Source organism: Streptomyces sp. P1-3 (assembly GCF_050613155.1).
Taxonomy (GTDB): Bacteria; Actinomycetota; Actinomycetes; order Streptomycetales; family Streptomycetaceae; genus Streptomyces.
On the sequence record NZ_CP192512.1, the window covers coordinates 6,600,116 to 6,621,588 of the forward strand.

Annotated in this window: 16 protein-coding genes and 1 tRNA gene; 12 read left to right on the top strand and 5 right to left on the bottom strand. The window is 70.1% G+C overall.

The features are described 5' to 3' along the window. Nucleotides 1-17: 17 nt before the first annotated feature. From ACQUSR_RS28270 to ACQUSR_RS28295, 6 genes are all read left to right on the top strand, one after another. On the top strand, nt 18-515 hold the full coding sequence (locus ACQUSR_RS28270) for a nucleoside deaminase (protein ID WP_431045424.1): 498 nt from the start codon (nt 18-20) through the stop codon (nt 513-515). A gap of 682 nt (nt 516-1,197) precedes the next feature. Then, nucleotides 1,198-2,679: a xanthine dehydrogenase small subunit gene (locus ACQUSR_RS28275; RefSeq protein WP_431047893.1), complete on the top strand. Its 1,482-nt coding sequence runs from the start codon at nt 1,198-1,200 to the stop codon at nt 2,677-2,679. Then, nucleotides 2,676-5,093, top strand: coding sequence for a xanthine dehydrogenase molybdopterin binding subunit (xdhB, locus tag ACQUSR_RS28280; RefSeq protein ID WP_431045425.1), 2,418 nt, complete (start codon nt 2,676-2,678; stop codon nt 5,091-5,093). Before ACQUSR_RS28275 ends, xdhB begins: the two co-directional genes overlap by 4 nt. Nucleotide 5,094: 1 nt before the next feature. Then, nucleotides 5,095-5,910 (top strand): xanthine dehydrogenase accessory protein XdhC, encoded by an 816-nt coding sequence (gene xdhC / locus ACQUSR_RS28285; protein WP_431047895.1) that lies wholly within the window; start codon nt 5,095-5,097, stop codon nt 5,908-5,910. Between the two features lie 1,148 nt (nt 5,911-7,058). Then, complete coding sequence (locus tag ACQUSR_RS28290; protein ID WP_431045426.1) at nt 7,059-8,636, top strand: DUF5722 domain-containing protein; 1,578 nt, start codon at nt 7,059-7,061, stop codon at nt 8,634-8,636. An 84-nt stretch (nt 8,637-8,720) separates the two neighbouring features. Next, complete coding sequence (locus ACQUSR_RS28295; protein ID WP_431045427.1) at nt 8,721-9,092, top strand: transposase family protein; 372 nt, start codon at nt 8,721-8,723, stop codon at nt 9,090-9,092. A 250-nt stretch (nt 9,093-9,342) separates the two neighbouring features. On the opposite strand, the gene ACQUSR_RS28300 is transcribed toward ACQUSR_RS28295, so the two are convergent. Further along, entirely contained in the window at nt 9,343-10,233 is an 891-nt protein-coding gene (locus ACQUSR_RS28300; protein WP_431045428.1) for an NAD(P)-dependent oxidoreductase, read from the bottom strand. A gap of 177 nt (nt 10,234-10,410) precedes the next feature. On the opposite strand from ACQUSR_RS28300, the gene ACQUSR_RS28305 reads away from it, so the two are divergent. From ACQUSR_RS28305 to ACQUSR_RS28330, 6 genes are all read left to right on the top strand, one after another. After that, a complete protein-coding gene (locus ACQUSR_RS28305; protein ID WP_431045429.1) occupies nt 10,411-10,740 on the top strand; it encodes a winged helix-turn-helix transcriptional regulator in 330 nt (109 codons plus the stop codon). Nucleotides 10,741-10,878: 138 nt separating this feature from the next. Continuing rightward, nucleotides 10,879-10,952 (top strand) — tRNA-Pro (locus tag ACQUSR_RS28310). Nucleotides 10,953-11,278: 326 nt separating this feature from the next. After that, the gene (locus tag ACQUSR_RS28315; RefSeq protein ID WP_431045430.1) at nt 11,279-12,211 is read left to right on the top strand and encodes an aminoglycoside phosphotransferase family protein; all 933 of its coding nucleotides are present in this window, start codon (nt 11,279-11,281) and stop codon (nt 12,209-12,211) included. 649 nt (nt 12,212-12,860) lie between these two features. Then, a complete protein-coding gene (locus tag ACQUSR_RS28320) occupies nt 12,861-13,406 on the top strand; it encodes a (2Fe-2S)-binding protein (protein WP_431045431.1) in 546 nt (181 codons plus the stop codon). Between the two features lie 18 nt (nt 13,407-13,424). Continuing rightward, nucleotides 13,425-14,414 carry an FAD binding domain-containing protein gene (locus tag ACQUSR_RS28325; protein ID WP_431045432.1) on the top strand — a complete coding sequence of 330 codons (990 nt, stop codon included), beginning with the start codon at nt 13,425-13,427 and terminating at the stop codon, nt 14,412-14,414. A gap of 75 nt (nt 14,415-14,489) precedes the next feature. After that, nucleotides 14,490-16,775 carry a xanthine dehydrogenase family protein molybdopterin-binding subunit gene (locus ACQUSR_RS28330; RefSeq protein WP_431045433.1) on the top strand — a complete coding sequence of 762 codons (2,286 nt, stop codon included), beginning with the start codon at nt 14,490-14,492 and terminating at the stop codon, nt 16,773-16,775. On the opposite strand, the gene ACQUSR_RS28335 is transcribed toward ACQUSR_RS28330, so the two are convergent. The 4 genes from ACQUSR_RS28335 to ACQUSR_RS28350 all read right to left on the bottom strand — a co-directional run bounded on the left by ACQUSR_RS28335 (nt 16,756) and on the right by ACQUSR_RS28350 (nt 21,446). Continuing rightward, nucleotides 16,756-17,850 (bottom strand): AMP-binding protein, encoded by a 1,095-nt coding sequence (locus tag ACQUSR_RS28335; protein ID WP_431045434.1) that lies wholly within the window; start codon nt 17,848-17,850, stop codon nt 16,756-16,758. The genes ACQUSR_RS28330 and ACQUSR_RS28335 overlap by 20 nt on opposite strands. Before the next feature lie 29 nt (nt 17,851-17,879). Beyond that, nucleotides 17,880-19,286 carry an aldehyde dehydrogenase family protein gene (locus ACQUSR_RS28340; protein WP_431045435.1) on the bottom strand — a complete coding sequence of 469 codons (1,407 nt, stop codon included), beginning with the start codon at nt 19,284-19,286 and terminating at the stop codon, nt 17,880-17,882. 268 nt (nt 19,287-19,554) lie between these two features. Next, on the bottom strand, nt 19,555-20,223 hold the full coding sequence (locus tag ACQUSR_RS28345; protein ID WP_431045436.1) for a response regulator: 669 nt from the start codon (nt 20,221-20,223) through the stop codon (nt 19,555-19,557). After that, on the bottom strand, nt 20,220-21,446 hold the full coding sequence (locus ACQUSR_RS28350) for a sensor histidine kinase (RefSeq protein ID WP_431047897.1): 1,227 nt from the start codon (nt 21,444-21,446) through the stop codon (nt 20,220-20,222). Before ACQUSR_RS28350 ends, ACQUSR_RS28345 begins: the two co-directional genes overlap by 4 nt. Nucleotides 21,447-21,473 lie beyond the last annotated feature (27 nt).

A 21,473-nucleotide genomic window follows, 5' to 3' on the forward strand; every position in this document is an offset into this window, starting at 1 on the left:
TTCGACAAGGAGCAACCGTGACCGTGAGCACCGCGACCATCGTCCAGGACGAGCAGGCATGGATGGAGCAGGCCATCGCCGTCGCCACGGACAGCGCGAACAGCGGAGGCGGCCCCTTCGGCGCCCTGATCGTCAAGGACGGCACAGTCATCGCGACCGCACACAATCAGGTCACCGCGACGAACGACCCGTCCGCGCACGCCGAAGTCAACGCGATACGCGCCGCCTGCACGGCACTGGGCACCTTCATCCTCGAAGACTGCACCCTGATCACCTCGTGCGAGCCGTGCCCGATGTGTCTGTCCACCGCCCTGTGGGCTCGCGTCGACCGGCTCGTGTTCTCCGCCGACCGCAACGACGCCGCGGCGGCTGGCTTCGACGACCGCAAGTTCTACGACCTGTTCGAGAAGAAGCCCCAAGAAGCGTGGCCCATGCAGGTCGTCCACCTGGACTTGCCCAACCGCACCGCGCCGTTCGACGCGTGGATCGCGAAGTCCGACCGCGTCGACTACTGACAAGAGCGGGAACCCGTGCCGATCCAGGGTGAACACACGATGTACCACTCCACGGTCATCGAAGCCGACCCGGACACAAGACGGGCCGTTCCTCGGTCAGGGGACGGCGTCCCCGATTGACCGAGCGGTCCCGGATCTCGAGGTGTGCCGGATCGTCAGCATCAACCGCCGGACGGGGAAGCGGTGGCGTAACAGCCACGCCCCGTCCGGCCGGAACCTCGCCTTGCGTTCGTAGCAGCGGTGCAGACGACGGCGGCCGGCCGGCCAGGACACCGTGCGCGCGACCACCCGGCGGTGGCTCCCAGCCTCGAATCCGATCGGCTCTCAAGAGACCGAGATCATCTCTTGACCCCGGTGACGCCAGCCACTACGTTGCGGTGAACGTCGACCCATAGCTACCGAGAGGAGGCGACCAGCGGATGTACACCAGCTCTGATCTCGGTCGCCTCGCCCAGTGCACGGTCTGGGTTCCGGGTCGGATCGCGCACGGCTGCTGAGCACGCCGTTCTGATGTGCCCGTCCGTGGCACATTCCGGGTTTCCCGTCACCACCTCTCGGCACGTCGCTGTTGCGCGCTGTTGTGCGCCCGCTCCTCTCACAGGGCGTGTCTGAACACAGAAAGCTGCCTGACAATGGCGAACATAATGAATCGACCGATCGCGCACCGAAACGAAGGCCTGTCATGGTAGCGGCGCGGATCACGGTCAATGGGGAAGAAGCATCGATTTCACCGGCTGCGCCCCACACCACAGTGCTGGATTTTCTGCGCGAGCGTGGGCTCACCGGCACGAAGGAGGGTTGCGCCGAGGGTGAGTGCGGCGCCTGTTCGGTTCTGGTGGCCCGTCCCGGGGTGAACAAGCCCACCGACTGGGTGGCAGTCAACGCCTGTCTGGTCCCGGTCGCGGCGCTCGACGGTCAGGAGATCATCACCTCCGAAGGTCTCGCCACCGCCGGTGAACCGGGCATGCCGCCCACCCTGCACCCGGTGCAGGAGGAAATGGCGGTCCGCGGCGGCTCCCAGTGCGGCTACTGCACGCCGGGATTCGTCTGCAGCATGGCCGCCGAGTACTACCGGCCCGACCGCTGCGCGCACGCGGACCCGGCCGACGGCGCGGACTCGGCCGAAAGCGTCGACGCCGAGCACGGTCCGAACGGTTTCGATCTGCACGCGCTGAGCGGAAACCTGTGCCGCTGCACCGGCTACCGCCCGATTCGCGATGCCGCGTTCGCCGTTGGTACGCCCACCGATGAGGACCCGCTCGCGCAGCGTCGCGAGCAGTCCCCGCCCGCACCGGTTGCCACCGAATACGCCCAGGGCGACAGCGCGTTCCTGCGGAAGAGCACCCTGGCCGAGACGCTGGAGCTGCTGCGCGAGCGACCCGACGCGGTGGTGGTCGCGGGCTCCACCGACTATGGCGTCGAGGTGAACATCCGCTCCCGCCGGGAGGGTTGCGTGGTCGCCATCGACCGGCTGCCCGAACTCCGGGAGCTGCGCGTCGAGTCCGACTGCATCGAGATCGGGGCGGCGCTCACGCTCACCGAGATCGAGCGTCGCCTCGACGGTGACGTCCCGCTGCTTGCGGAGCTGTTCCCGCAGTTCGCGTCGCGGCTCATCCGCAACGGCGCGACTCTCGGCGGCAACCTGGGTACCGGCTCCCCCATCGGTGACAGCCCGCCGGTGCTGCTCGCGCTGGAGGCGTCCCTGGTCCTGGCGGACGCCGATGGTGAGCGCGAGGTCCCGCTGGCGGACTACTTCACCGGCTACCGGCAGAGCGTGCGCCGTCCTGGTGAGCTGATCCGCGCGGTGCGCATCCCGCTGCCGCTGTCGCCGACCGTGGCCTTTCACAAGATCGCCAAGCGGCGCTTCGACGACATCTCCAGCGTGGCCGTCGCTTTCGCGCTCGGCATCGAGGACGGGATCGTCCGCAAGGCACGCATCGGCCTGGGCGGCGTGGCCGCCACCCCGATCCGCGCGCTCGCCACCGAGGCCGCCCTGGAGGGCGAGCCGTGGTCGGAAGAGACTGTAGAAGCCGCGGCCCGGGTGCTGCGGGGCGAGGGCACGCCGATGGACGACCACCGCGCCAGCTCCCTCTACCGTTCCGCGATGCTCGGCCAGAGCCTGCTCAAGCTGCACGCACAGACCACCGAGGCGGTGTCGTCATGAGTCACCTTTCCGAGCGCCCCGAGAAGCCCGTAGTCGGCGTCTCGCTGCCGCACGAGAGTGCCTTCCAGCACGTCACCGGCACCGCGCTCTACACCGACGACCTGGTGCAGCGCACCAAGGACGTGCTGCACGCCTACCCGGTCCAGGTCATGAAGGCCCACGGCCGGATCACCGCGCTGCGCACCGAGCCCGCGCTCGCCGTGCCCGGCGTGGTCCGCGTGCTGACCGGCGCCGACGTGCCCGGTGTCAACGACGCCGGCATGAAGCACGACGAGCCGCTCTTCCCCGACGAGGTCATGTTCTACGGCCACGCGGTCGCCTGGGTGCTCGGTGAGACCCTGGAGGCGGCCCGGCTCGGTGCGGCGGCCGTCGAGGTGGAGCTCGACGAGCAGCCCGCGCTGATCACGCTGCAGGACGCGATGGCGGCGGAGAGCTACCACGGCGCCAAGCCGCTGATGGAGACCGGCGACATCGACGCCGGCTTCGCCGACTCCGCGCACGTGTTCACCGGTGAGTTCCAGTTCGCCGGTCAGGAGCACTTCTACCTGGAGACCCACGCTGCCCTCGCCCAGGTCGACGAGAACGGGCAGGTGTTCATCCAGAGCAGCACCCAGCACCCGTCGGAGACCCAGGAGATCGTCTCCCACGTGCTCGGTGTGCCCGCTCACGAGGTGACAGTGCAGTGCCTGCGGATGGGCGGCGGCTTTGGCGGCAAGGAAATGCAGCCGCACGGGTTCGCGGCCGTCGCCGCGCTCGGCGCCAAGCTGACCGGCCGCCCGGTCCGGTTCCGGCTCAACCGGACGCAGGACCTGACGATGTCCGGCAAGCGGCACGGGTTCCACGCCTCGTGGAGGATCGGCTTCGACGCCGACGGCCGCATCCAGGCCCTCGACGCGACGCTGACCGCGGACGGCGGCTGGAGCCTGGACCTGTCCGAGCCGGTCCTCGCCCGGGCGCTGTGCCACATCGACAACACGTACTGGATCCCCAACGCGCGGGTCGCCGGTCGTGTCGCCAAGACCAACACGGTCTCCAACACCGCCTTCCGCGGCTTCGGCGGACCCCAGGGCATGCTGGTGATCGAGGACATCCTGGGCCGCGTCGCGCCGCAGCTCGGCCTCGACCCCATGGAGCTGCGCGAGCGCAACTTCTACCAGCCGGATCAGGGCCAGACGACGCCGTACGGGCAGCCGGTCACCCAGGCCGACCGGATCTCCACCGTCTGGCGGCAGGTCCAGGAGAACGCCGGCATCGCCGACCGGGGGCGCGAGATCGCCGCGTTCAACGCCGCGCACCCGCACACCAAGCGGGCGCTCGCGATCACCGGCATCAAGTTCGGTATCTCGTTCAACCTCACCGCCTTCAACCAGGGCGGCGCGCTGGTGCTGATCTACAAGGACGGCTCCGTCCTGATCAACCACGGCGGCACCGAGATGGGCCAGGGCCTGCACACCAAGATGATCCAGGTGGCCGCGACCACCCTGGGCATCCCGCTGCACAAGGTCCGCCTCGCCCCGACGCGTACCGACAAGGTGCCCAACACCTCGGCGACCGCGGCCAGTTCGGGCGCGGACCTCAACGGTGGGGCCATCAAGAACGCCTGCGAGCAGCTGCGCGAGCGGCTGCTGCAGGTGGCCGCCTCCCAGCTGGGTGCGAACGCCTCCGACGTACGCATCGTCGAGGGCGTCGCGCGCGCCCTGGGCAGCGACAAGGAGCTGGCCTGGGACGACCTGGTGCACACCGCGTACTTCCAGCGGGTGCAGCTGTCGGCGTCCGGCTTCTACCGGACCGAGGGGCTGCACTGGGACGCCAAGACGTTCCGGGGCTCGCCGTTCAAGTACTTCGCCTATGGCGCCGCGGCGACCGAGGTGGAGGTCGACGGCTTCACCGGCGCGTACCGGATCCGGCGCGTGGACATCGTGCACGACGTCGGCGAGAGCCTCTCCCCGATGATCGACATCGGTCAGGTCGAGGGCGGGTTCGTGCAGGGCGCGGGCTGGCTGACGCTGGAGGACCTGCGCTGGGACACCAGCGACGGGCCGCACCGCGGACGGCTGCAGACCCAGGCGGCGAGCACGTACAAGCTGCCGAGCTTCTCCGAGATGCCGGAGGAGTTCAACGTCACGCTGCTGGAGAACGCCACTGAGGAGGGTGCCGTCTACGGTTCCAAGGCCGTGGGCGAGCCTCCGCTGATGCTGGCGTTCTCGGTGCGAGAAGCGTTGCGGCAGGCCGCCGCCGCGTTCGGGCCGAGCGGGGTCAGCGTCGATCTGGCCTCGCCCGCGACGCCGGAGGCGGTGTACTGGGCGATCCAGGAGTCTCGCCAGAGCGACGCCTCCAAGAACGGTCACGCCCTCAACGGATCTGCCGTCAACGGCGAGGTCCGGGCCGCCACAGAAGCGTTGAGTGGTGCCTGACATGACGTGGGTGGCCGCGGTCGCACGGTTGCGAGCACGCCGGGAGTCCGGCGTGCTGGTGACCGTCGCGACCGTGCGCGGCCATGCCCCGCGCGACGCCGGTGCGAAACTCGTGGTGGGGCGGACCGAGACGTGGGGCTCCATCGGTGGCGGCAATGTCGAGGCCGTCGCGATCGATCGGGCCCGGGAGATGATCGCCGCGTCCAAGCCGGAGCCGGAGCCGGAGCTTATCGATTTCGCCCTGAACGACAAGGTGGCCAACCAGCACGGCGTGCAGTGCTGCGGCGGCACGGTCTCGGTGCTGCTCGAACCGCTGCCGGTGGTACGGGCGGTGGCGATCTTCGGCGTCGGGCACGTCGGGCTGGAACTGGCGCGCATCCTGGCCCGTCAGGACCTCGACCTCCACCTGATCGACAGCCGCTCCGACATCCTCACCGAGGAACGGCTCGACGTGCTGGCAGACGCGGTGGCGCAGGTGCACGTGCATCACACGCCGCTGCTGCCCGAGGAGGTACTGGCGGAGTTGCCGCGCGGCACCCACATCCTGATCATGACACATGATCACGCCGAGGACGCCGCTCTGTGCGACGCCGCCTTGCGCACCACCCACCTCGGCTCCATCGGGCTGATCGGATCGGCGGCCAAGTGGGCACGGTTCCGCAAACGCCTCACCACCGAGGGCGGCCACGACGAGGCCACCATCGATCGGATCAAGACCCCGATCGGGCTGGCCGACATCACCGGCAAGGAACCCGCGACCATTGCCGTGAGTGTCGCCGCCGATCTGCTGCGCAGCTTCGAAACCGAAGGGAACTGACTCTCCCACCGGGCCGACAGCGGCGCCCCGCGCTCGTGCGAACGCACATCTGCGGGGCACCCCTTCGGTCTTCCTGTGCGATGCGGCGGAAGCGATCCAGGATCGTTTGAGGCCGCAGCGGCGGCCGTTCGTCCAGCAGAGAGCACGGCTTCCTCGGTGTCCAGATGCGGCGCTCGGCGGCTGGTGGTCTGGGGAGGGCTGCGGGGCGTGCGGGGTTGTGGAGGAGCCGGTGGTGGCGGACGGCGTCATCGAGGGCGCTGGAGAGGGCGGACAGGCAGCGGTGCACGGTCACCCGGCCCCGTCCGTGTTGAGCTGGGCGTGGGCGAAGCCGGCGATGTGTCGGCGGAAGGGCTGGGCATGTCGACGGCGAAGGTCCAGGTGCCGGGGGTGCGGTCCGTAGCGAGGTGAGGGCAGCGTGTTCCTAGCTGGCGGCGGTGGTGATCGCGGCAGCCGCAACGGTGGTAGACACGTCCGCGGTCGGCAGAGGAGCGCATCATGACTGCCTCCAGGGGGGTGGAGCAGGTGCGGACATGGCCAGTGTCCTGCTGCCGCGATCACCCAGCGATCACCTGCGCCGCTGTAGCGCCCTGACCCGCGGTGATCCCCTGGCGGGGCGACAAGCGCGGCACTGGGCGGGCGTACGGTAGGTGAGTCCGGTTTCGCCTGACGGTGACGTTCACGGCGTCGGGAGCCACCGTTCTTCAGGAGCCCGCCCGCCCGGCGACTGCCGCTGGGAGCGGGGATGCGGCGGTCCAGGCGAGCGATCGCGGCGAACCGGGTGTCCCTGCTCCTCAGCGTGGGTGACCAGGACGGATGGCGGCACCTGGAGCAGCTTCCTCGAGAGAGTGATGATCTGCGGATTCTCGAGCATTCGGCCCGGGAGCGGCTGAGTCATGGGGGAGGCAAAACACGCCGGAGCGGCCGAGTACTTCCGGTGCGCCCGCATTCGCTACCAGGCGCTTCCCCGACCCTACGAGGCGGCTCTCGCAGCGGAGCGCGGCGGACGGTGTGCCCTGGCAGCCGGTCCCGAGACCACCGCGGGGCACCTCGGAACTGGCGGCTGCCGCAGATCACCCCTACGAGAGTTGGAGAACAACTCCATGGCCCACCAGCGGAATCCGCAGCGCCTTGAACACATCCGGAGCATCATGCAGAGATCAGCCCGGTGTCCAGCCGCCCTCGTGCTGCTGCTCATACTCGCCCTCATCCTTCCGACGGCTCCCCAGGCCGGCGCCTCGACCGAGACGGGGCCGCTGCCCTACCCGACGCGGTCCGACTACCGCATCAAGGGCGTCCAGCCGGACTTCTGGCCCAACAAGGACGAGATCTCCGGCAACAACGCCGGCGGTGTGTCGATGAACCTCGTCTGGGCGGAGTGGGAGCCGAGCGCCAAGGCCGCTCCGTGCGCCGCCGGTGAGCAGGAGTTCGACGGGCACTGCTTCGCCATCCCGTCCAACGTGGACTCGGCCATCAAGGAATGGACGGACCGTGGCCTGGTGGTGACCGCCATCGTCTACGGCACTCCCTCCTGGGCCCGCCAGGGCCGCCCCTGCGAGCCCGCCCAGCCCGGCTTCGAGATCTTCTGTGTACCCAACGACCCCTCCGACTTCGGACGGTTCGCCGGAATGCTGGCCCGGCGCTACGACGGACTGCACGGGCACGGCCGGATCGCCGACTTCGTGATCAACAACGAGGTCAACACCAACACTTGGTTCAACATCGGATGCGGCCGGGGCAAGCCGTGCGACACGACGGAATGGCTCGACCAGATCGCGGCCAACTACAACGCCGCCTACGACCGCATCACCGCCCAGCAGCCGACTGCCAAGGTGCTGACCTCGCTGGAACACCACTTCGGTACGGCCTTCGACCGACCGTCCGACCACGAGCCGATGCTGTCCGGCATGACCGTGCTCAAGGGCCTGGCCGCCCGGGCGGGGTCGCGCCAATGGCGGGTCGCCTACCACCCCTACCCGCCCGACCTGTTCAAGTCCGCCTTCTCCGCCGACGATTTCCCCATGGTCACCTACGGCAACATCGGCGTGGTGGTGGGCTGGCTTCGCCAGCAGTTCCCTGACACACCTTCGGCCTGGACCATCCAGCTCACCGAGAGCGGGATCAACTCCGGGGACCAGTCCAGCGAGTCGGCGCAGGCCGCAGCCGTGTGCGACACATTCCGGAACGTGCTCGGCACGCCGGACATCGAGAGCTACATCTACCATCGGATGCAGGACAACCCCGCCGAGGGCGGCCTCAAGCTCGGCCTTCGCAGGCACGACGGTGCGGCGAAGCCCGCATGGTCCACCTGGGCCCTGGCCAACCGCAACGACCTGGCATCACCCCAGCTCTCCTGCGGCTTCGAGGACCTGCCCCACACACTGCTGCGCCGCGGGTACAACCCCGACCGGGGCCACGTCGTCTCTTCTCGGCTGCTGCCGCCCGGATTCACCCACGAGCAGACCTGGAAGCTGCTGCGTCACCAGGCGCCCGGCACGACCATGCTCTACGAGTGCAAGGCGGCCGGGCACACGATGCTGACCTCCGACCCCGGATGCGAGGGCCAGTTCCCCATGGGGCCTGTCGGCTCCATCCACACCAGTCAGGTGAGCGGTTCGGTACCCCTGTACCGCTGCTACGTCCCGTCCACCGGCGACCACTTCGTATCCGGTGAGGCCGGCTGCGAAGGCCGCACCAGGGAATCACTGCTCGGCTACGCGTTCCAGTGACACCGTGACAGCGCGAGCCCGGCGCTGACGGGAAACAGCTCATCCGAGCCGCGCGCCGACCGTGGCCCGGATGAGCTCACCGTCATGCATGGAGCACTTCGCCCAGCAGACGCCCAACGGCCGCCGGAGCGTCGGATTCACCCCTCACCGGAGATCCTCGCCGACGCCGGCTACCAGGGTCTGGGTGCGCAGACCGGCGGACGCGTGGTGACACCACCGCACCGCAAGTTCAAGAAGAACGCCCCGGACTGGTATGAGGAGATGTACGAGCGCCAGCGCAAGGCGCATTCCTCGCGACGCATCCGGGTCGAGCACGGCATCGCCCACCTGAAGAACTGGCGAGCCCTGGCCCGCCACCTCGGCTATCGCGAGCAAATGAGCGACACCGTCCAAGCTGTCGCCGGCCGGCTGTCCCCATCAGCAGACCACGGACTGGGCATCGGCCAGCAGATGTGAACATCGGACGTTAGCAACGTCCTCGACGCCTCACCGCCAACCATGCACGAGCTCGTAAGGGTTGTCCCGTAACTGAGATGACGGTTACCGGGATGCGCGCCCCCAACGGGGTGCCCGGACTCTAGCGTTGCGCCTTGCGCAGGCAGGTGTCGCAGCTGTTTGGTACGGCCGTAGTTGAGCGTGTCCGACCTGCGATCCGGGTGGCTGGGTGATTGATCCCCGTCCCCCCACAGTTGTGTGCGGTCCCGGGTTATGCGGTCGGCGCCGGGTTCTTGAGTATCTCTGTCAGGGCGGAGATGCTGTGGTCGCCGTAGCCGGCCTCGACGGCTCGCTTCAGCAAGTCATGGAAGGGCTTGTGCCACTCCATGTCGAGGTTTGCTTCCTTGCCGAGTTCCTCGTCATGGGCGGCTCCAGCCAGGAACAGACTTACTGAGGACGCGGGCTTGCCGTAGTCGCCGCGGTCAATCTCCTCTGCGAAGACCGGCAGCACCGAGTTGATCATCTCGAACCACTTGATGCTGAAACGCACCATTGAGGCCACCTCAAGGCCACGCGCCTGCACCGCTGCCGCACCCTGGAAGAAGCCGACGAGCGCGGGCAGCAGGGTGCCGCCCACCGCCATCTCGTACAGGGCAGCGAGATCGGCGTCGGTACCGAGATAGACGGTGTCGCCGCCCAACACCCGCAGCGTCGACGCGAACTCGTCGAAGACGGTGTTGTCGCCGCCGTAATACAGGAGGGTGTCCTCAGCTCCGACGGCGGACGGCACGTTCTTGATCGCCCCGTCGAGGTAACGCGCGCCGTGCCCGAGCGCCCATTCGGCCATCTGACGGGCACCGGCTGGCGAACCGCTGTTCAGGCTCACAAGGGACCGACCCTTGAGCGTGGCAGTGGCCGGTTCCAGGGCCTCGATGGTGCTCTCGTATGTGGTCAGGCAGGCGATGATCAGCGGGCTCGCCGCGACTGCCTCGTCCATAGTCTGCGCGTGAACGGCGCCCTTGAACACGAGTGGCGCGGCCTTCGATGCTGTCCTGTTCCAGACGGTGGTCCGGTGTCCGGCGTCAATGAATGCCTCAGCCAATGCGCTGCCCATCGAGCCCAGCCCGACGACGGTCACGGGAGTGCGGTGGTGCCCGGTCATACGTTTGCTCCTGCCTGATGTCGATTCATCTGAAGCGTGAAACGGGTCGAATCGCTGGCATCGCACGGAGTTGCTGCCCTCTCGGTACGACGCGTGATCCATGCTGCGGTGGCACCAACAGTTCTACAAGTACCTACAGTTCTGTCTGGTACCCACAGTTTTGTTAGGGGAGTGCTGGTGCGTAAGCGGAGCTATACCTGCGGCCTGGACGCTGCCATCGACGTCATGGGAGGGAAATGGAAGGGATTGATCCTGTTCTGGCTCGGCGAGGGGCCGCTGCGCTTCGGCGAGTTGCGCCGGACGGTGGTGGGCATCAGCGAGCGGATGCTGATCCTGCAACTTCGGGAGCTGGAGGCCAGCGGCCTGGTGCACCGCGAGGTCCACCACCAGGTGCCACCGAAGGTCGAGTACTCACTGACCGAGTTCGGTCATTCGCTCCTTGCCGCTCTCACTCCACTCGGCCAATGGGGCGAGGAGCACATAGAGCGTCTCGAAGCCCTCCCGTGAGCCTGGCACACGGAAGCGCAGTCGAGATCACCGCTGCGACGCCTCGGCCTCTTGGTCTACTGTCCGGCCCTCAGAAGGCACCCCATGGCTGATCTTGATCTGCGGTAGTGCGCCGCGAGTACGCGACTGCGCCCCGTGCGGGGGCACAAGAGGAGAATTAGCGCACTTGACTGGGGGTCAAGGGGTCGCAGGTTCAAATCCTGTCGTCCCGACGGTGAAATTGCAGGTCAAAGGCCGTTTCCGATCATCGGATACGGCCTTTGGCGTACGTGTGTTTGCTCCCATGCGGGAGCCCTCTGGGAGCGCTCGTGCTCCCACACTCCCAAGACGTCAATCGTGCCCGTTTCGTCCGTCGTCGATCCGGTCGATCTGCCCGGCAGGTCGCGGCAGTAGGGCGCGGTCGTCAGCCGCACGCCAGTGAGCAGCTCACGGCGTGTTGGGCGCGTCGGTCTCGATCGTGGGTTCGGTTCACCGGTCGGCTTGGGCTCGGCTTGGTGGGGGGTGTGGGAGATGTGGGGGTGGTGCGTAAAGTGCCTGGATGGTCGGGATACCAGAGGCATTCGCGCGGAGCACCATCGAGCGTGAAGGAGAGCCCGGAGCAGAGTGGCTGGCCGAACTTCCTCGGATTGTGAGTGAGTTGCTGGGGCGCTGGGGGTGCGTGCCGGATGGCGAGGTGATGCATGGGGGCGTCGGGCTCGTCGTGCCGGTGCGACGGCGGGCTGGAGGGACCGCTGTGTTGAAGGTGTCGTTTCCGCACCCCGGTAATGTTCACGAGCCGGACGCGTTCACGGCGTGGGGCGGGCGCGGAGCTGTCCTGCTGTACGAGCGCGACGACGAGCGTTTCGCGATGCTGCTGGAACGGGTCCGGACCTCGACCCTGGCAGAGGTCGAAGACGGCGATGAGGTGGTGCTGGTCGCAGGGCGGATCAATCACCGGCTGGCCATCCCCGCGCCGCCTGGCCTGCCCCGGCTGTGGGAGCAGGCCGACGTCTGGGAGGAGCAACTCCGCGAGGACGACCGGGAGCTGCCCCACACGCTGCCGCGTTACGTACTGGACGCCGCCGTGGCGACCGTCCGCGAGCTGGGCCGCGTCCAGCCGGAAAGCCTCATCCACGGCGACCTCCACGCCGGAAACATCCTCCGCGCCGACCGTGAGCCATGGCTGGCCGTCGACCCCAAGGGGTACGCGGGAGACCCCGCCTACGACGGCGGCACACTGCTCAAGTCGCGCGCGCTGACGCTCCTCGAAGCGGACGATCTGCGCAAGGCTGTCCACCGCACCCTGGACGTCTTCGCCGAGGCCGCGGAGCTCGATCGCGACCGCGTCCAGCGTTGGGCGCAGCTCCATGCTGTTCAGGCTGCGTTCTGGGGCCGCCGTCATGGATTCCGTATCTGCCGCAGCGGACCGCGATTGGACTGGCTCACCCAATTCGCAGACCGCCTGGCGGAGCTGCTCACGGAGCGCGCCTAGAGCGTGATCTTGCCGTTGGAGGCTGGTCGGGCGGGAGTGAAGCCGCCAGTGATCACAGGTGTGCGAATGCTGAAGATCCCGGGGGGGCCGGGAGAGGACAGCGCAGTCCCGCTGGCAGGCGGTGTTCGAGGACTTGAAGGGCCGCATCGCCGGGAGGCGCGGGTCGAACCTGCCGGCGAGCCCGCCATCTGGTGTATGGATGCGGGGGGCCTGGGCAACCGGGGACAGGCTCCATGGCCCACCCGTGCGCGCCGCGCTGCGAGCACGCGGCCCCGGCTACGGTCGTGGGCGATGGTGTCTGGGGCGCGGACCACCGTGGAGCCGTGGAGTCCACTTTGCGCCTCTGAAGCCCGGGGCCATTGGCCGCAGGTCGAGTCCTGGGCAAGAGCCACAGACCATCGCTGGTCGCCCGGCGGGCCCTCCAGGGCTGATGAACAGCAGGCCCGGTGGTCGCGGACCGATTCCGATGGGCCTTGTGAGGGTGGACGCAGGAGCCGCCAAGGCCAGCCTCGCCGATTGTCCATTTGCCCAGATATGTCTGCTATGTGATGCTCGCCACGGTGCCGGTCAGGGCTCGCGCGTACGGCTGCCCGGGCGGGCCGTCCCGGCCTGCGCGGGCGGACCAGCCCGGCCGCTGGGAGAGGACGTCATGTCAGCAAGGCCAGACGTACCGGTGAGGACCGAAGGGACCGCCGAAGCGGTCGAGCGCGGTCCCCTCCCGGAGAAGGTCCGGCTCCGTGTCAACGGCACCGAGCACGTGATCGAGATCGAACCCCGCGTCAGCCTCCTCCAGGCCCTCCGCGACGACCTCCACCTCTCCGGCGCCAAACGCGGCTGCGACCAGGGCGCCTGCGGTGCCTGCACGGTCATGGTGGACGGGCGGCGCGTCCTGGCGTGCCTGACGCTGGCCATCGCTTGCGAGGGCCAGGAGATCACGACCGTCGAGGGGCTGGCCGAGCCGGACGGCCGCGCGGGGTGGCGGCTCCACCCCATGCAGGAGGAGTTCATCGCGCACGACGCCTTCCAGTGCGGCTACTGCACCCCGGGGCAGCTCGTGTCGGCGGTCGCCTGCGTCCAGGAGGGACACGCCTCCAGCGACGCGGAGATCAAGGAGTGGATGAGCGGCAACATCTGCCGATGCGCCGCGTACCTCAACATCAGAGCGGCCATCCGCGCCGCGCGCGAGCGGGTCTGAGGGGGCTTGAAGACCGCCATGCATCCCATCAGCTATCTGCGGGCCGCCAGAGTGGAAGCGGCCGTCCGTGCCGTCCAGGGCGATCCCGGCAGCGCCTTTCTCGCGGGCGGCACCACCGAGGTCGATCTGCTGCGCCAGCACGTCCGCACCCCGCGCCGCCTGGTCGACGTCAACTGGTTGCCGCTCACCGGTGTCGAGGAGCTGCCGGACGGAGCGTTGCGCATCGGCGCGCTCGCCCGGATGAGCGACACGGCCGAGTCGCCGGCCGTACGGGAGCGGTTCCCCATGGTCGCGCAGGCGCTGGAGGTGGGCGCCTCGCCGCAGCTGCGCCATATGGCCTCGATGGGCGGCAACATGATGCAGGCGGTGCGCTGCGGCTATTACCGGGACCACCAGGCCGCGTGCAACAAGCGCGAGCCGGGCACCGGCTGTTCCGCGCTGCTCGGCGTCAGCCGCGGCCACGCCGTCCTGGGCACCAGCGAACACTGCATCGCCACGCACCCCTCCGATGTGGCCGTCCCGTTCGCCGCCCTCGACGCCGTCATCCACACCCGTACCCTGGCCGGCGAACGGCGGTACGCCTTCGAGGAGTTCTTCCTTGAACCGGGGTCCACACCGGACCGCGAACACCCGCTGGAGCACGGCGAGCTGATCACCGCCATCGAGGTGCCCGCCCTGCCGATGGCGCGCCGCTCGCTGTATCTCAAGGTGCGCGACCGCGAGTCGTACGCGTTCGCGCTGGTCTCCGTCGCCGCCACGCTCAGCTTGATGGACGGGGCGATCAGCGACGTACGGATCGCTCTGGGCGGCGTGGCCACCAGGCCCTGGCGGGCCCACCGCGCCGAGGCCGTCTTGCGGGGCGCCCCCGCCACGGACGAGAGTTTCACGCGGGCGGCCCAGGAGGAGCTGGCCCCCGCCCGGACCACCCCCATGAACGCCTTCAAGCCCGAACTGGCACGGCGCACCATCGTCCGGGCACTGCGGACCCTCACCGGGAGCGCGTCATGAGCACCATGCCCACCGCCTCCGACAGCACCACGCCCGCCGCCCCCGACGGTCCCATCGGCCGCCCCCCTGGACCGGGTGGACGGCCCGGTCAAGGTCATCGGTGCGGCGCACTACGCGGCGGAGATCCCGCTGCCCGGCCTCGCCCACGCGGTCCTGGTCGGCGCCCGCATCGCCCACGGCCGCATCACCGCCATCGACATCTCGGAGGCGGAGCGGGCCATCGGCGTCATCGCCGTCCTGACCCACGGCACCATCGGCAAGATCGCCGGGCAGCCTCCCCTGATCCCGTCCCTAGAGGGAACCGCCGCACCCGGCGAGACGTTCTTCCCGATGCAGAGCGACCGCGTCCACTACGCGGGACAGCACGTGGCCATGGTGGTCGCCGACACCTACGTCCGCGCGCTGCACGCCTCCCGGCTCGTCCGCGTGGGGTACGCCGAGGAGCCCGCGGTCACCGTCATCGACCAGGGGAGGGACGCCGCCTACGAGCCCGAGACGGTCTTCGTCGGGTTCGTTCCAGGCCGCCCAGCGGGCGGCGTCTGCGCCGGGTTCGTCCCCGGGCGCTCCGAGCGGGGCGACGTCTCCGCCGGGCTGGGCCGGGCCACCGCCATCGTGGAGAGCACATACTCCTTCGCGGCGAACCACCACAACCCCATCGAGACCCACGCCGCCACCGCCTCCTGGGAGGGCGACCGGCTCACCCTGTACGACACCACGCACGGTGTGACGGCCCCTCAGCACACCGTCGCCGCGCTGCTCGGCATCCCGCACAGCCGGGTCCAGGTCATCAGCCACTACACCGGGGGCGGCTTCGGGTGCAAAGGCCAGGTCTGGCACCACGCCACCCTGGCCGCGCTGGCGGCACGCGCCGTGGGACGCCCCGTACGACTCGCCGTCACCCGTGAGCAGATGTTCGCCTCCTGCGGTCACCGCGAGGAGCAGGAGCACCGTGTCACCCTCGGCGCCGACGACCAGGGGCGGCTCACCGCCGTACGCCACCACAAGCTCTCCCTCACCTCCCCGTTCGACGACTTCGCCGAGCCCTCGCTGGAACTGTCCGGCAAGCTGTACGCCTGTCCCGCATACGAGGGCGTCTACCGGCTCATCCACGCCAACACCATGACCCCGACGTTCACCCGCTGCGCGGGCGTGGCCACCGGCCTGCTGTCGCTGGAGTGCGCCATGGACGAACTCGCCGAGCGGGTGGGGATCGACCCGCTTCAGCTGCGGCTGCGCAACTACGCGGAGACCGACCCCGAGACCGGCCACCCCTGGAGCAGCAAGGGGCTTCGCGAGTGCTACCAGCGCGGCGCCGAGCGGATCGGCTGGCACCGGTGGGCCGACCCGCCGCAGCGGGACGGGCCCTGGCTGATCGGGCTGGGCATGGCGACCGCGGCCTATCCGGTGTTCGAGCCGTACAACCCGGTGCGAGCCCGGGCCCGCGTCTACGCCGACGGCACGGCCGTCGTCCAGGCCGCCGTCACCGACATCGGCACCGGGGCTCTGACCTCCATGACCCAGGTCACCGCCGAGGCTCTGGGCCTGCCGGTCGATCAGTGCCGGTTCACGGGCGGGGACACCGATCTCCCGCACGTGGCGTCGGCCGTGGGATCGGCAGGCGCGGGGATGGTGAGCGCGGCCGTACACACGGCCGGTACGGCGCTGCGCGACCAGCTGATCGCCCAAGCCGTGGCCGATCCCGGATCGCCGCTGTACGGGGCGAATGCGCAGGACGTCGTGGTGCGGGACGGAAGGATGCAGCTGCGCTCCGCCCCGGAGACCGGCGAGAGCTACGCCGCGCTGCTGCAACGGAACCGTCTGCCGGACGTCGAGGCCACCGGCGCGTGGGGCCCGCCACCGCGGGACGCGCCCTGGGCGATGGTCACCTTCGGCGCCCAGTTCGCCGAGGTCGGCGTCGACCCGGAGCTCGGCCTGATCCGGGTCCGCCGGATGGCCGGCGCCTTCGCGCCGGGCCGGATTCTCAACGCCAAAATGGCCCCCAGCCAGCTCATGGGCGGCATGATCTGGGGCCAGAGCCAGGCGCTCCTGGAGGCGACCCACATGGACACGGCCACCGGCCGCTGGGCCGATACCAGCCTTGCGGAGTACCTCGTACCGGTCAACGCCGATGTACCCGACATCGACGTCGACCTCATCGAGGTGGAGGACGCCGTTGTCAACCCGCTCGGCGTCAAGGGCGTCGGCGAGATCGGCCAGGCGGGGGTGGCGGCGGCAATCGCGAACGCGGTGCACCATGCGACGGGACGCCGGTTCCGCAAGCTGCCGATCACCATCGAGGACTTGGTGGGAGTCGCCTGGCTACTCGCCCCTGAAGAAGCGGCTAGTACACGCCCTCAATGACGCGCTGGTCGCCAAAGGTCTCGAGCGGTTTGACCGTGCTCACCGAGTCGGTCGCGGTCGTGCCGTCGGGGGGCTGGGAGCGGATGGCCGTGTCGCGTTCCAGGTTGTTGGGCAGCAGGAAGCCCTTGCTGACGTGATTCATGACGACCTGGCCGCGCTGGCCGTATGCGACGCGCTCGCGGGTGTCCGGATCGATGACCCAGAAGGTGGTCCAGGGGGACGGCGGGTCGAAGGTGCACGGTTCGCCGTCGGCGAGCCCGGGACGTTCCATCGAGCAGCCGAGGATCATGGTGCTGCCGTAGACGCCGAGCAGGGTGGTGTCCGGCCAGATCTCGTTCCTCAGCAGGTCGCGGGTGTCGTCGTCCATGTGTGCGCCGGCCCAGAGGATGGCGCGGACCCTCCTCGCGATCAGGTCGGTCAGCTCCTCGTCCCTGGCCAGCAGTTCCAGCATCGGTGGGGTGGTCATCAGCACGCCGATGCGCTGGGTACGCAGGATGAACGCGGCTTGTTCCAGCAGATGGCCGGCGTAGGCGGCGGCGTCGGCGCCCTTGCCTGCGGCGATCAGCTTCTTCACCCAGCGCGGGTCCATGTCGATGGCGAAGGGGATGCCGCCGCGGCGGCTGGTGCTCTGTCGGCTGAACATGCCGACCAGGTGCGGGCCGCTGGGGAGGATGGTGAGCCAGTCGGCGTCGCGCGGGATGTCGTGCGCGTCCATGCGGAGGCTCATCCAGTCGCTGGTGCGCTCGTTCCACTCGTCCATGAACACCACGCGTTTGGGCGCGCCGGTGGTGCCGCCGCTTTCAAAGACGCCGAACACGCGCGGGGCATCACCGTAGCCGTGCGGGATCAGGTCCCGGGCGGGGATGTCGCGCATCTCGTCGGCGGTCTGCGGGAAGAGCGCGAGATCGGCGTAGGTGGTGACGTCCCGGCGGGGGTCGAAGCCGAGGGTCTGGGCACGTCGCAACCAGTACGGTGATCCGGTCTCGGGATCGAAGTGCCAGCGCATGGCGGCTCGCACGAACTCGTCCGGATCGAGATCGCGGTCCAGGGGGAGGTCGAGGATCGAGTCGGTCACGGTGCGGGTTCTCCTTTCGGCCGGTCGGGTCAGCCTCGGATGACGGCCTTCGTGCGCATCAGGAACTCGCCGAGGTAGGCGTCGTGGGGGATGCCGGGCTCCATCCAGTGCGTGGGGTGGCCGCCGATGTAGAGGTTGCGGACCGACGGCTCGGCCAGCAGCTGGTCGAGCAGCTCCTCGTCCTCGGTGATCGCGGTGAGGACGAGGGTGTCTTTCAGGACGCCGGTGCCCGCCTGCCGGGTCCAGGGCGCGACCCATACGCAGGGGAACGGCAGCTCGGTGCCGGCCCGGTGGTCATGGGGGTCGTCGAGTACGTGGACGGCGGGGCGCAGCGCGGCGCTGCCGTCACCGAGGCCGTCGGCCACCCCGTCGCCGCCGAGCCGTGCCGTGGCGCCCACGGCCTTGGCCCGCAGGCCCAGCAGGTGGTCGGAGATGGCCCGGGCGTCCGCAGCCGGGTGGACAGGCAGGACGGCCCTGTCGTCCTGGGGAGGCAGGCTCGGGATGGCGGAGAGTTGTTCGGCGAGTGCCTCGGCCAGCGGGGCCGGGTCGCCCTCGACGAAGACGGCCGTGGTGTTGACGCAGGCGGTGCCACCGTGCCGGGCGACGGAGTCGGCGATGACGTCGAGGTGGTCGCGCCAGTCGCATTCGGCGGTGACGAGGATCTTGGAGCGGCCGGGGCCGTTGGGCAGCACGGTGGGGACGTGGGCGTACTTGTCGATGACGTCCTGGCCACCGTAGACAAGGCTCAGGTCGGCCCGGTGCAGGAGCTCGTCGGCGGCGTCGTGGCCGGTGGGCAGCCAGGCGACCCGGTCCTGGCCGAAGCCGGCCTCGCGCAGGGCCGCGACCAGGCGGTACGAGGTGAGGGGCTCGCGGCGCGAGGGGCGTATGGCCACGTGATAGCCCAGGGCCAGGGCCTCCAGCCACGTCGTGTGGACGGCGGGGTGGTTTCCGGGGGCGTGCACGGCGAGCACGTCCCCGCGCCGGGTCCACACCGCCCGGCCGGTGCGGGCCAGCGGGTCGCGCCAGTCGTTCACCGCGCCGACCGGGCGAGCGGCCTGCGCGCTGCGGTACGCCTCGGCGGCGCGGGCGCGGATGCTGTGGATCGCCGTGCGGACGTTGGCCAGCGGGGTGCCGGACATGCGGCAGACGGCGGTCGCGTACTCGGTGGCGGTCAGGCCGGCCACGGTGCCGGTGGCGAACAGTTCGCCGGCGTGCTTCAGGGCGGTCAGGCGGTCCTCGACGGGCAGGGCCTCTGCCTTGCGCAGGGCGCTGATGGCCCGTGAGACGTACAGCTTGGGCACGAGGCTCAGCCGGCCCGCCGGGGTTCCGGAGACGTCGCAGAGGGTCAGGTGGTCCCGGGAGCGGTAGGGGCCGGTGGGGCCGAGGGCGTCGAGAAACAGCAGGTCACTGCCGATAGCAGCAGGGGAAGTCGGCACCGCTTCCGCCCCATCCGTCCTGGCTCTGGTCTGGGCCACTGGGACATTTCGTAACGAAACCCATGAAATCAGAAGGAGCAGGGAGAAGACTTGCGCGACACCCGAGGCTGCACCGAAGCCGTCGGCTTCGCCGTATCCGTCAGCGGTTGAGAGCTCCTCACGCAATGCGGTCCTCAGGCGGCTCCGTGCCGCGAGAGCGATCAGCGGCTTGATGCCTCGGGCCCAAACCCCGAGGGCGCCCACCACGCGGTCACCGTCGGTCGCCGGGTCACGGCAGCAGCCGCTGCTCCTTGGCGACCGCGACCGCACCCGCCCGGGTGTCCACTCCCAACTTGCAGTAGATCCGGCCCAGATGGGTCTTGACCGTGGCCTCGCTGATGAACAGGGCGCGGGCGATCTCCCGGTTGCCCAGCCCGCGGGCGAGCTGGCCGAGAATGTCGAGCTCCCGGTCGGTGAGGGCGGAGCGCGGCCGCCGCATCTGCGCCATGACCCGTTGGGCGACGGGCGGGGACAGCGCCGTACGGCCTGCGGCGGCAGCCCGGATCGCGGCGAACAGCTCCTCGGGGCGTTCGGCCTTGAGCAGATAGCCGGTGGCCCCGGCCTCGATGGCACGGGTGATGTCGGCGTCCGTGTCGTACGTGGTGAGAACCAGGACGTGCGGGGTGCCGGGCCCGGCCGCGGCGATCCGGCGGGTGGCCTCGATCCCATTGATCCCGGCACCGAGTTGAAGATCCATCAGGACCACGTCGGGCCGCAGCACGGCGGCCATGGTGACCGCCTCCTCGCCGTGACCGGCCTCGCCGACGACCTCGATGCCGGGCGCGCTGCCGAGCAGCGCCCGCAGCCCCGCCCGTACCACGGCGTGGTCGTCACAGAGCAGGATCCGCACGGGGGCGGGCGTGGCCGTCGGGCCGGCGTCGGAGGGGGAGGCGGTCATGGGGCGGGCTCCAGGGGGAGGGCGGCGGACAGGACGGTGCCCTCGCCCGGCGCGGATTCGATGGTGAGGGCGCCGCCGAGCTGTGCCGCACGGGCGCGCATCGCGGGCAGTCCGTGCCCCCGGCCCACGACGGGGCGCGCTGCCCCGGCCGGGCGGGTCTCCGCGACCGGCCGGGGCCCGCCGGCGGCCGTGTCGAAGCCCCGCCCGTCGTCGGCGACGTCGAGCACCACCTGGTCGCCCAGGAAGCTCAGCGTCACGGCGGCGGTCGTCGCGCCGGAGTGCTCGCGGACGTTGGCCAGCGCGCCCTGGGCGATGCGCAGCAGCGCGGACTGCACCCGGTCCGGCAGCGGGGCCGGGGCGCCGTCGAGGTGGAACCGGACCTCCAGTCCGGGGCCCCGCTCGCGCGCGGCGAGCAGCCGCAGCGCCTCGTGGAGCGGCACACCGCCCGCCAGCTCCGCCGGGGCCAGGTCGTGCACGAAGCGGCGCGCCTCGGCGAGGTTGCGGGCGGTGATCTCGGTGGCCGTACGGACGTGGCGGCGCGCGGTCTCCGGGGCGTCGGCCCAGGTGCGGTCGGCGGCCTGGAGCAGCATCTGCTGGCTGGACAGCCCCTGCGCCAGCGTGTCGTGGATCTCCATGGACAGCCGCTGCCTCTCGGCGAGCGTCCCCTCGCGCCGCTCTGTGGCGGCCAGCTCCTCCCGGGTACGGATCAGGTCGTCGATCAGCGCACGCTGCCGGGCGGCCTGCCGCTCCATGTGCAGGAAGACCGCCGTGGCGATGGCGGCCACGGCGGGTGGGGCCAGCAGCAGATACGGATCGAAGCCGCCCGCGAGCCGCAGCTGGGCGCCGACGACGAACGCGGTCAGGAGCGCGACCAGCAGCAAGGCCGCCCGCTCGGGCAGCGTGCGCAGCCCCGTGTAGAACAGCGGAACGGCGCACCAGGCGAAGCTCGGCGCGAGCAGCACGAGCACCACCCAGATCACGACGACCGCGCCGAACCGGCCCGGGAGCGGGGCCCGCCCGGCGCGCGACGGGGGAGGGGGCGACCACGACCTGACGTGCGGCCCGCGGTCCGTGGACTGCGGGCCCAGGACCGGCCCCAGCGCGTACAACGTCAGCAGCGCGGCGCCAAGCGCGATGACCCACGGCGTACGGGGCTCCCCGGGGTGCCGGAGCAGGAAGCGCGCCAGCGAGGCCCCCAGCAGCAGGAAGAACGCCGTATGCATCACCGGGCCCAGCCAGCGGGCGTCCGG

What these genes read in the sequence shown, in the direction of transcription:
- xdhB (WP_431045425.1), top strand. Translation starts at nt 2,676, where the DNA reads ATGAGTCACCTTTCCGAGCGCCCCGAGAAGCCCGTAGTCGGCGTCTCG.
- ACQUSR_RS28295 (WP_431045427.1), top strand. Translation starts at nt 8,721, where the DNA reads ATGCATGGAGCACTTCGCCCAGCAGACGCCCAACGGCCGCCGGAGCGT.
- ACQUSR_RS28350 (WP_431047897.1), bottom strand. Translation starts at nt 21,446, where the DNA reads ATGCATACGGCGTTCTTCCTGCTGCTGGGGGCCTCGCTGGCGCGCTTC.
- ACQUSR_RS28275 (WP_431047893.1), top strand. Translation starts at nt 1,198, where the DNA reads ATGGTAGCGGCGCGGATCACGGTCAATGGGGAAGAAGCATCGATTTCA.
- ACQUSR_RS28290 (WP_431045426.1), top strand. Translation starts at nt 7,059, where the DNA reads ATGCAGAGATCAGCCCGGTGTCCAGCCGCCCTCGTGCTGCTGCTCATA.
- xdhC (WP_431047895.1), top strand. Translation starts at nt 5,095, where the DNA reads ATGACGTGGGTGGCCGCGGTCGCACGGTTGCGAGCACGCCGGGAGTCC.
- ACQUSR_RS28320 (WP_431045431.1), top strand. Translation starts at nt 12,861, where the DNA reads ATGTCAGCAAGGCCAGACGTACCGGTGAGGACCGAAGGGACCGCCGAA.
- ACQUSR_RS28325 (WP_431045432.1), top strand. Translation starts at nt 13,425, where the DNA reads ATGCATCCCATCAGCTATCTGCGGGCCGCCAGAGTGGAAGCGGCCGTC.
- ACQUSR_RS28315 (WP_431045430.1), top strand. Translation starts at nt 11,279, where the DNA reads ATGGTCGGGATACCAGAGGCATTCGCGCGGAGCACCATCGAGCGTGAA.
- ACQUSR_RS28300 (WP_431045428.1), bottom strand. Translation starts at nt 10,233, where the DNA reads ATGACCGGGCACCACCGCACTCCCGTGACCGTCGTCGGGCTGGGCTCG.
- ACQUSR_RS28345 (WP_431045436.1), bottom strand. Translation starts at nt 20,223, where the DNA reads ATGACCGCCTCCCCCTCCGACGCCGGCCCGACGGCCACGCCCGCCCCC.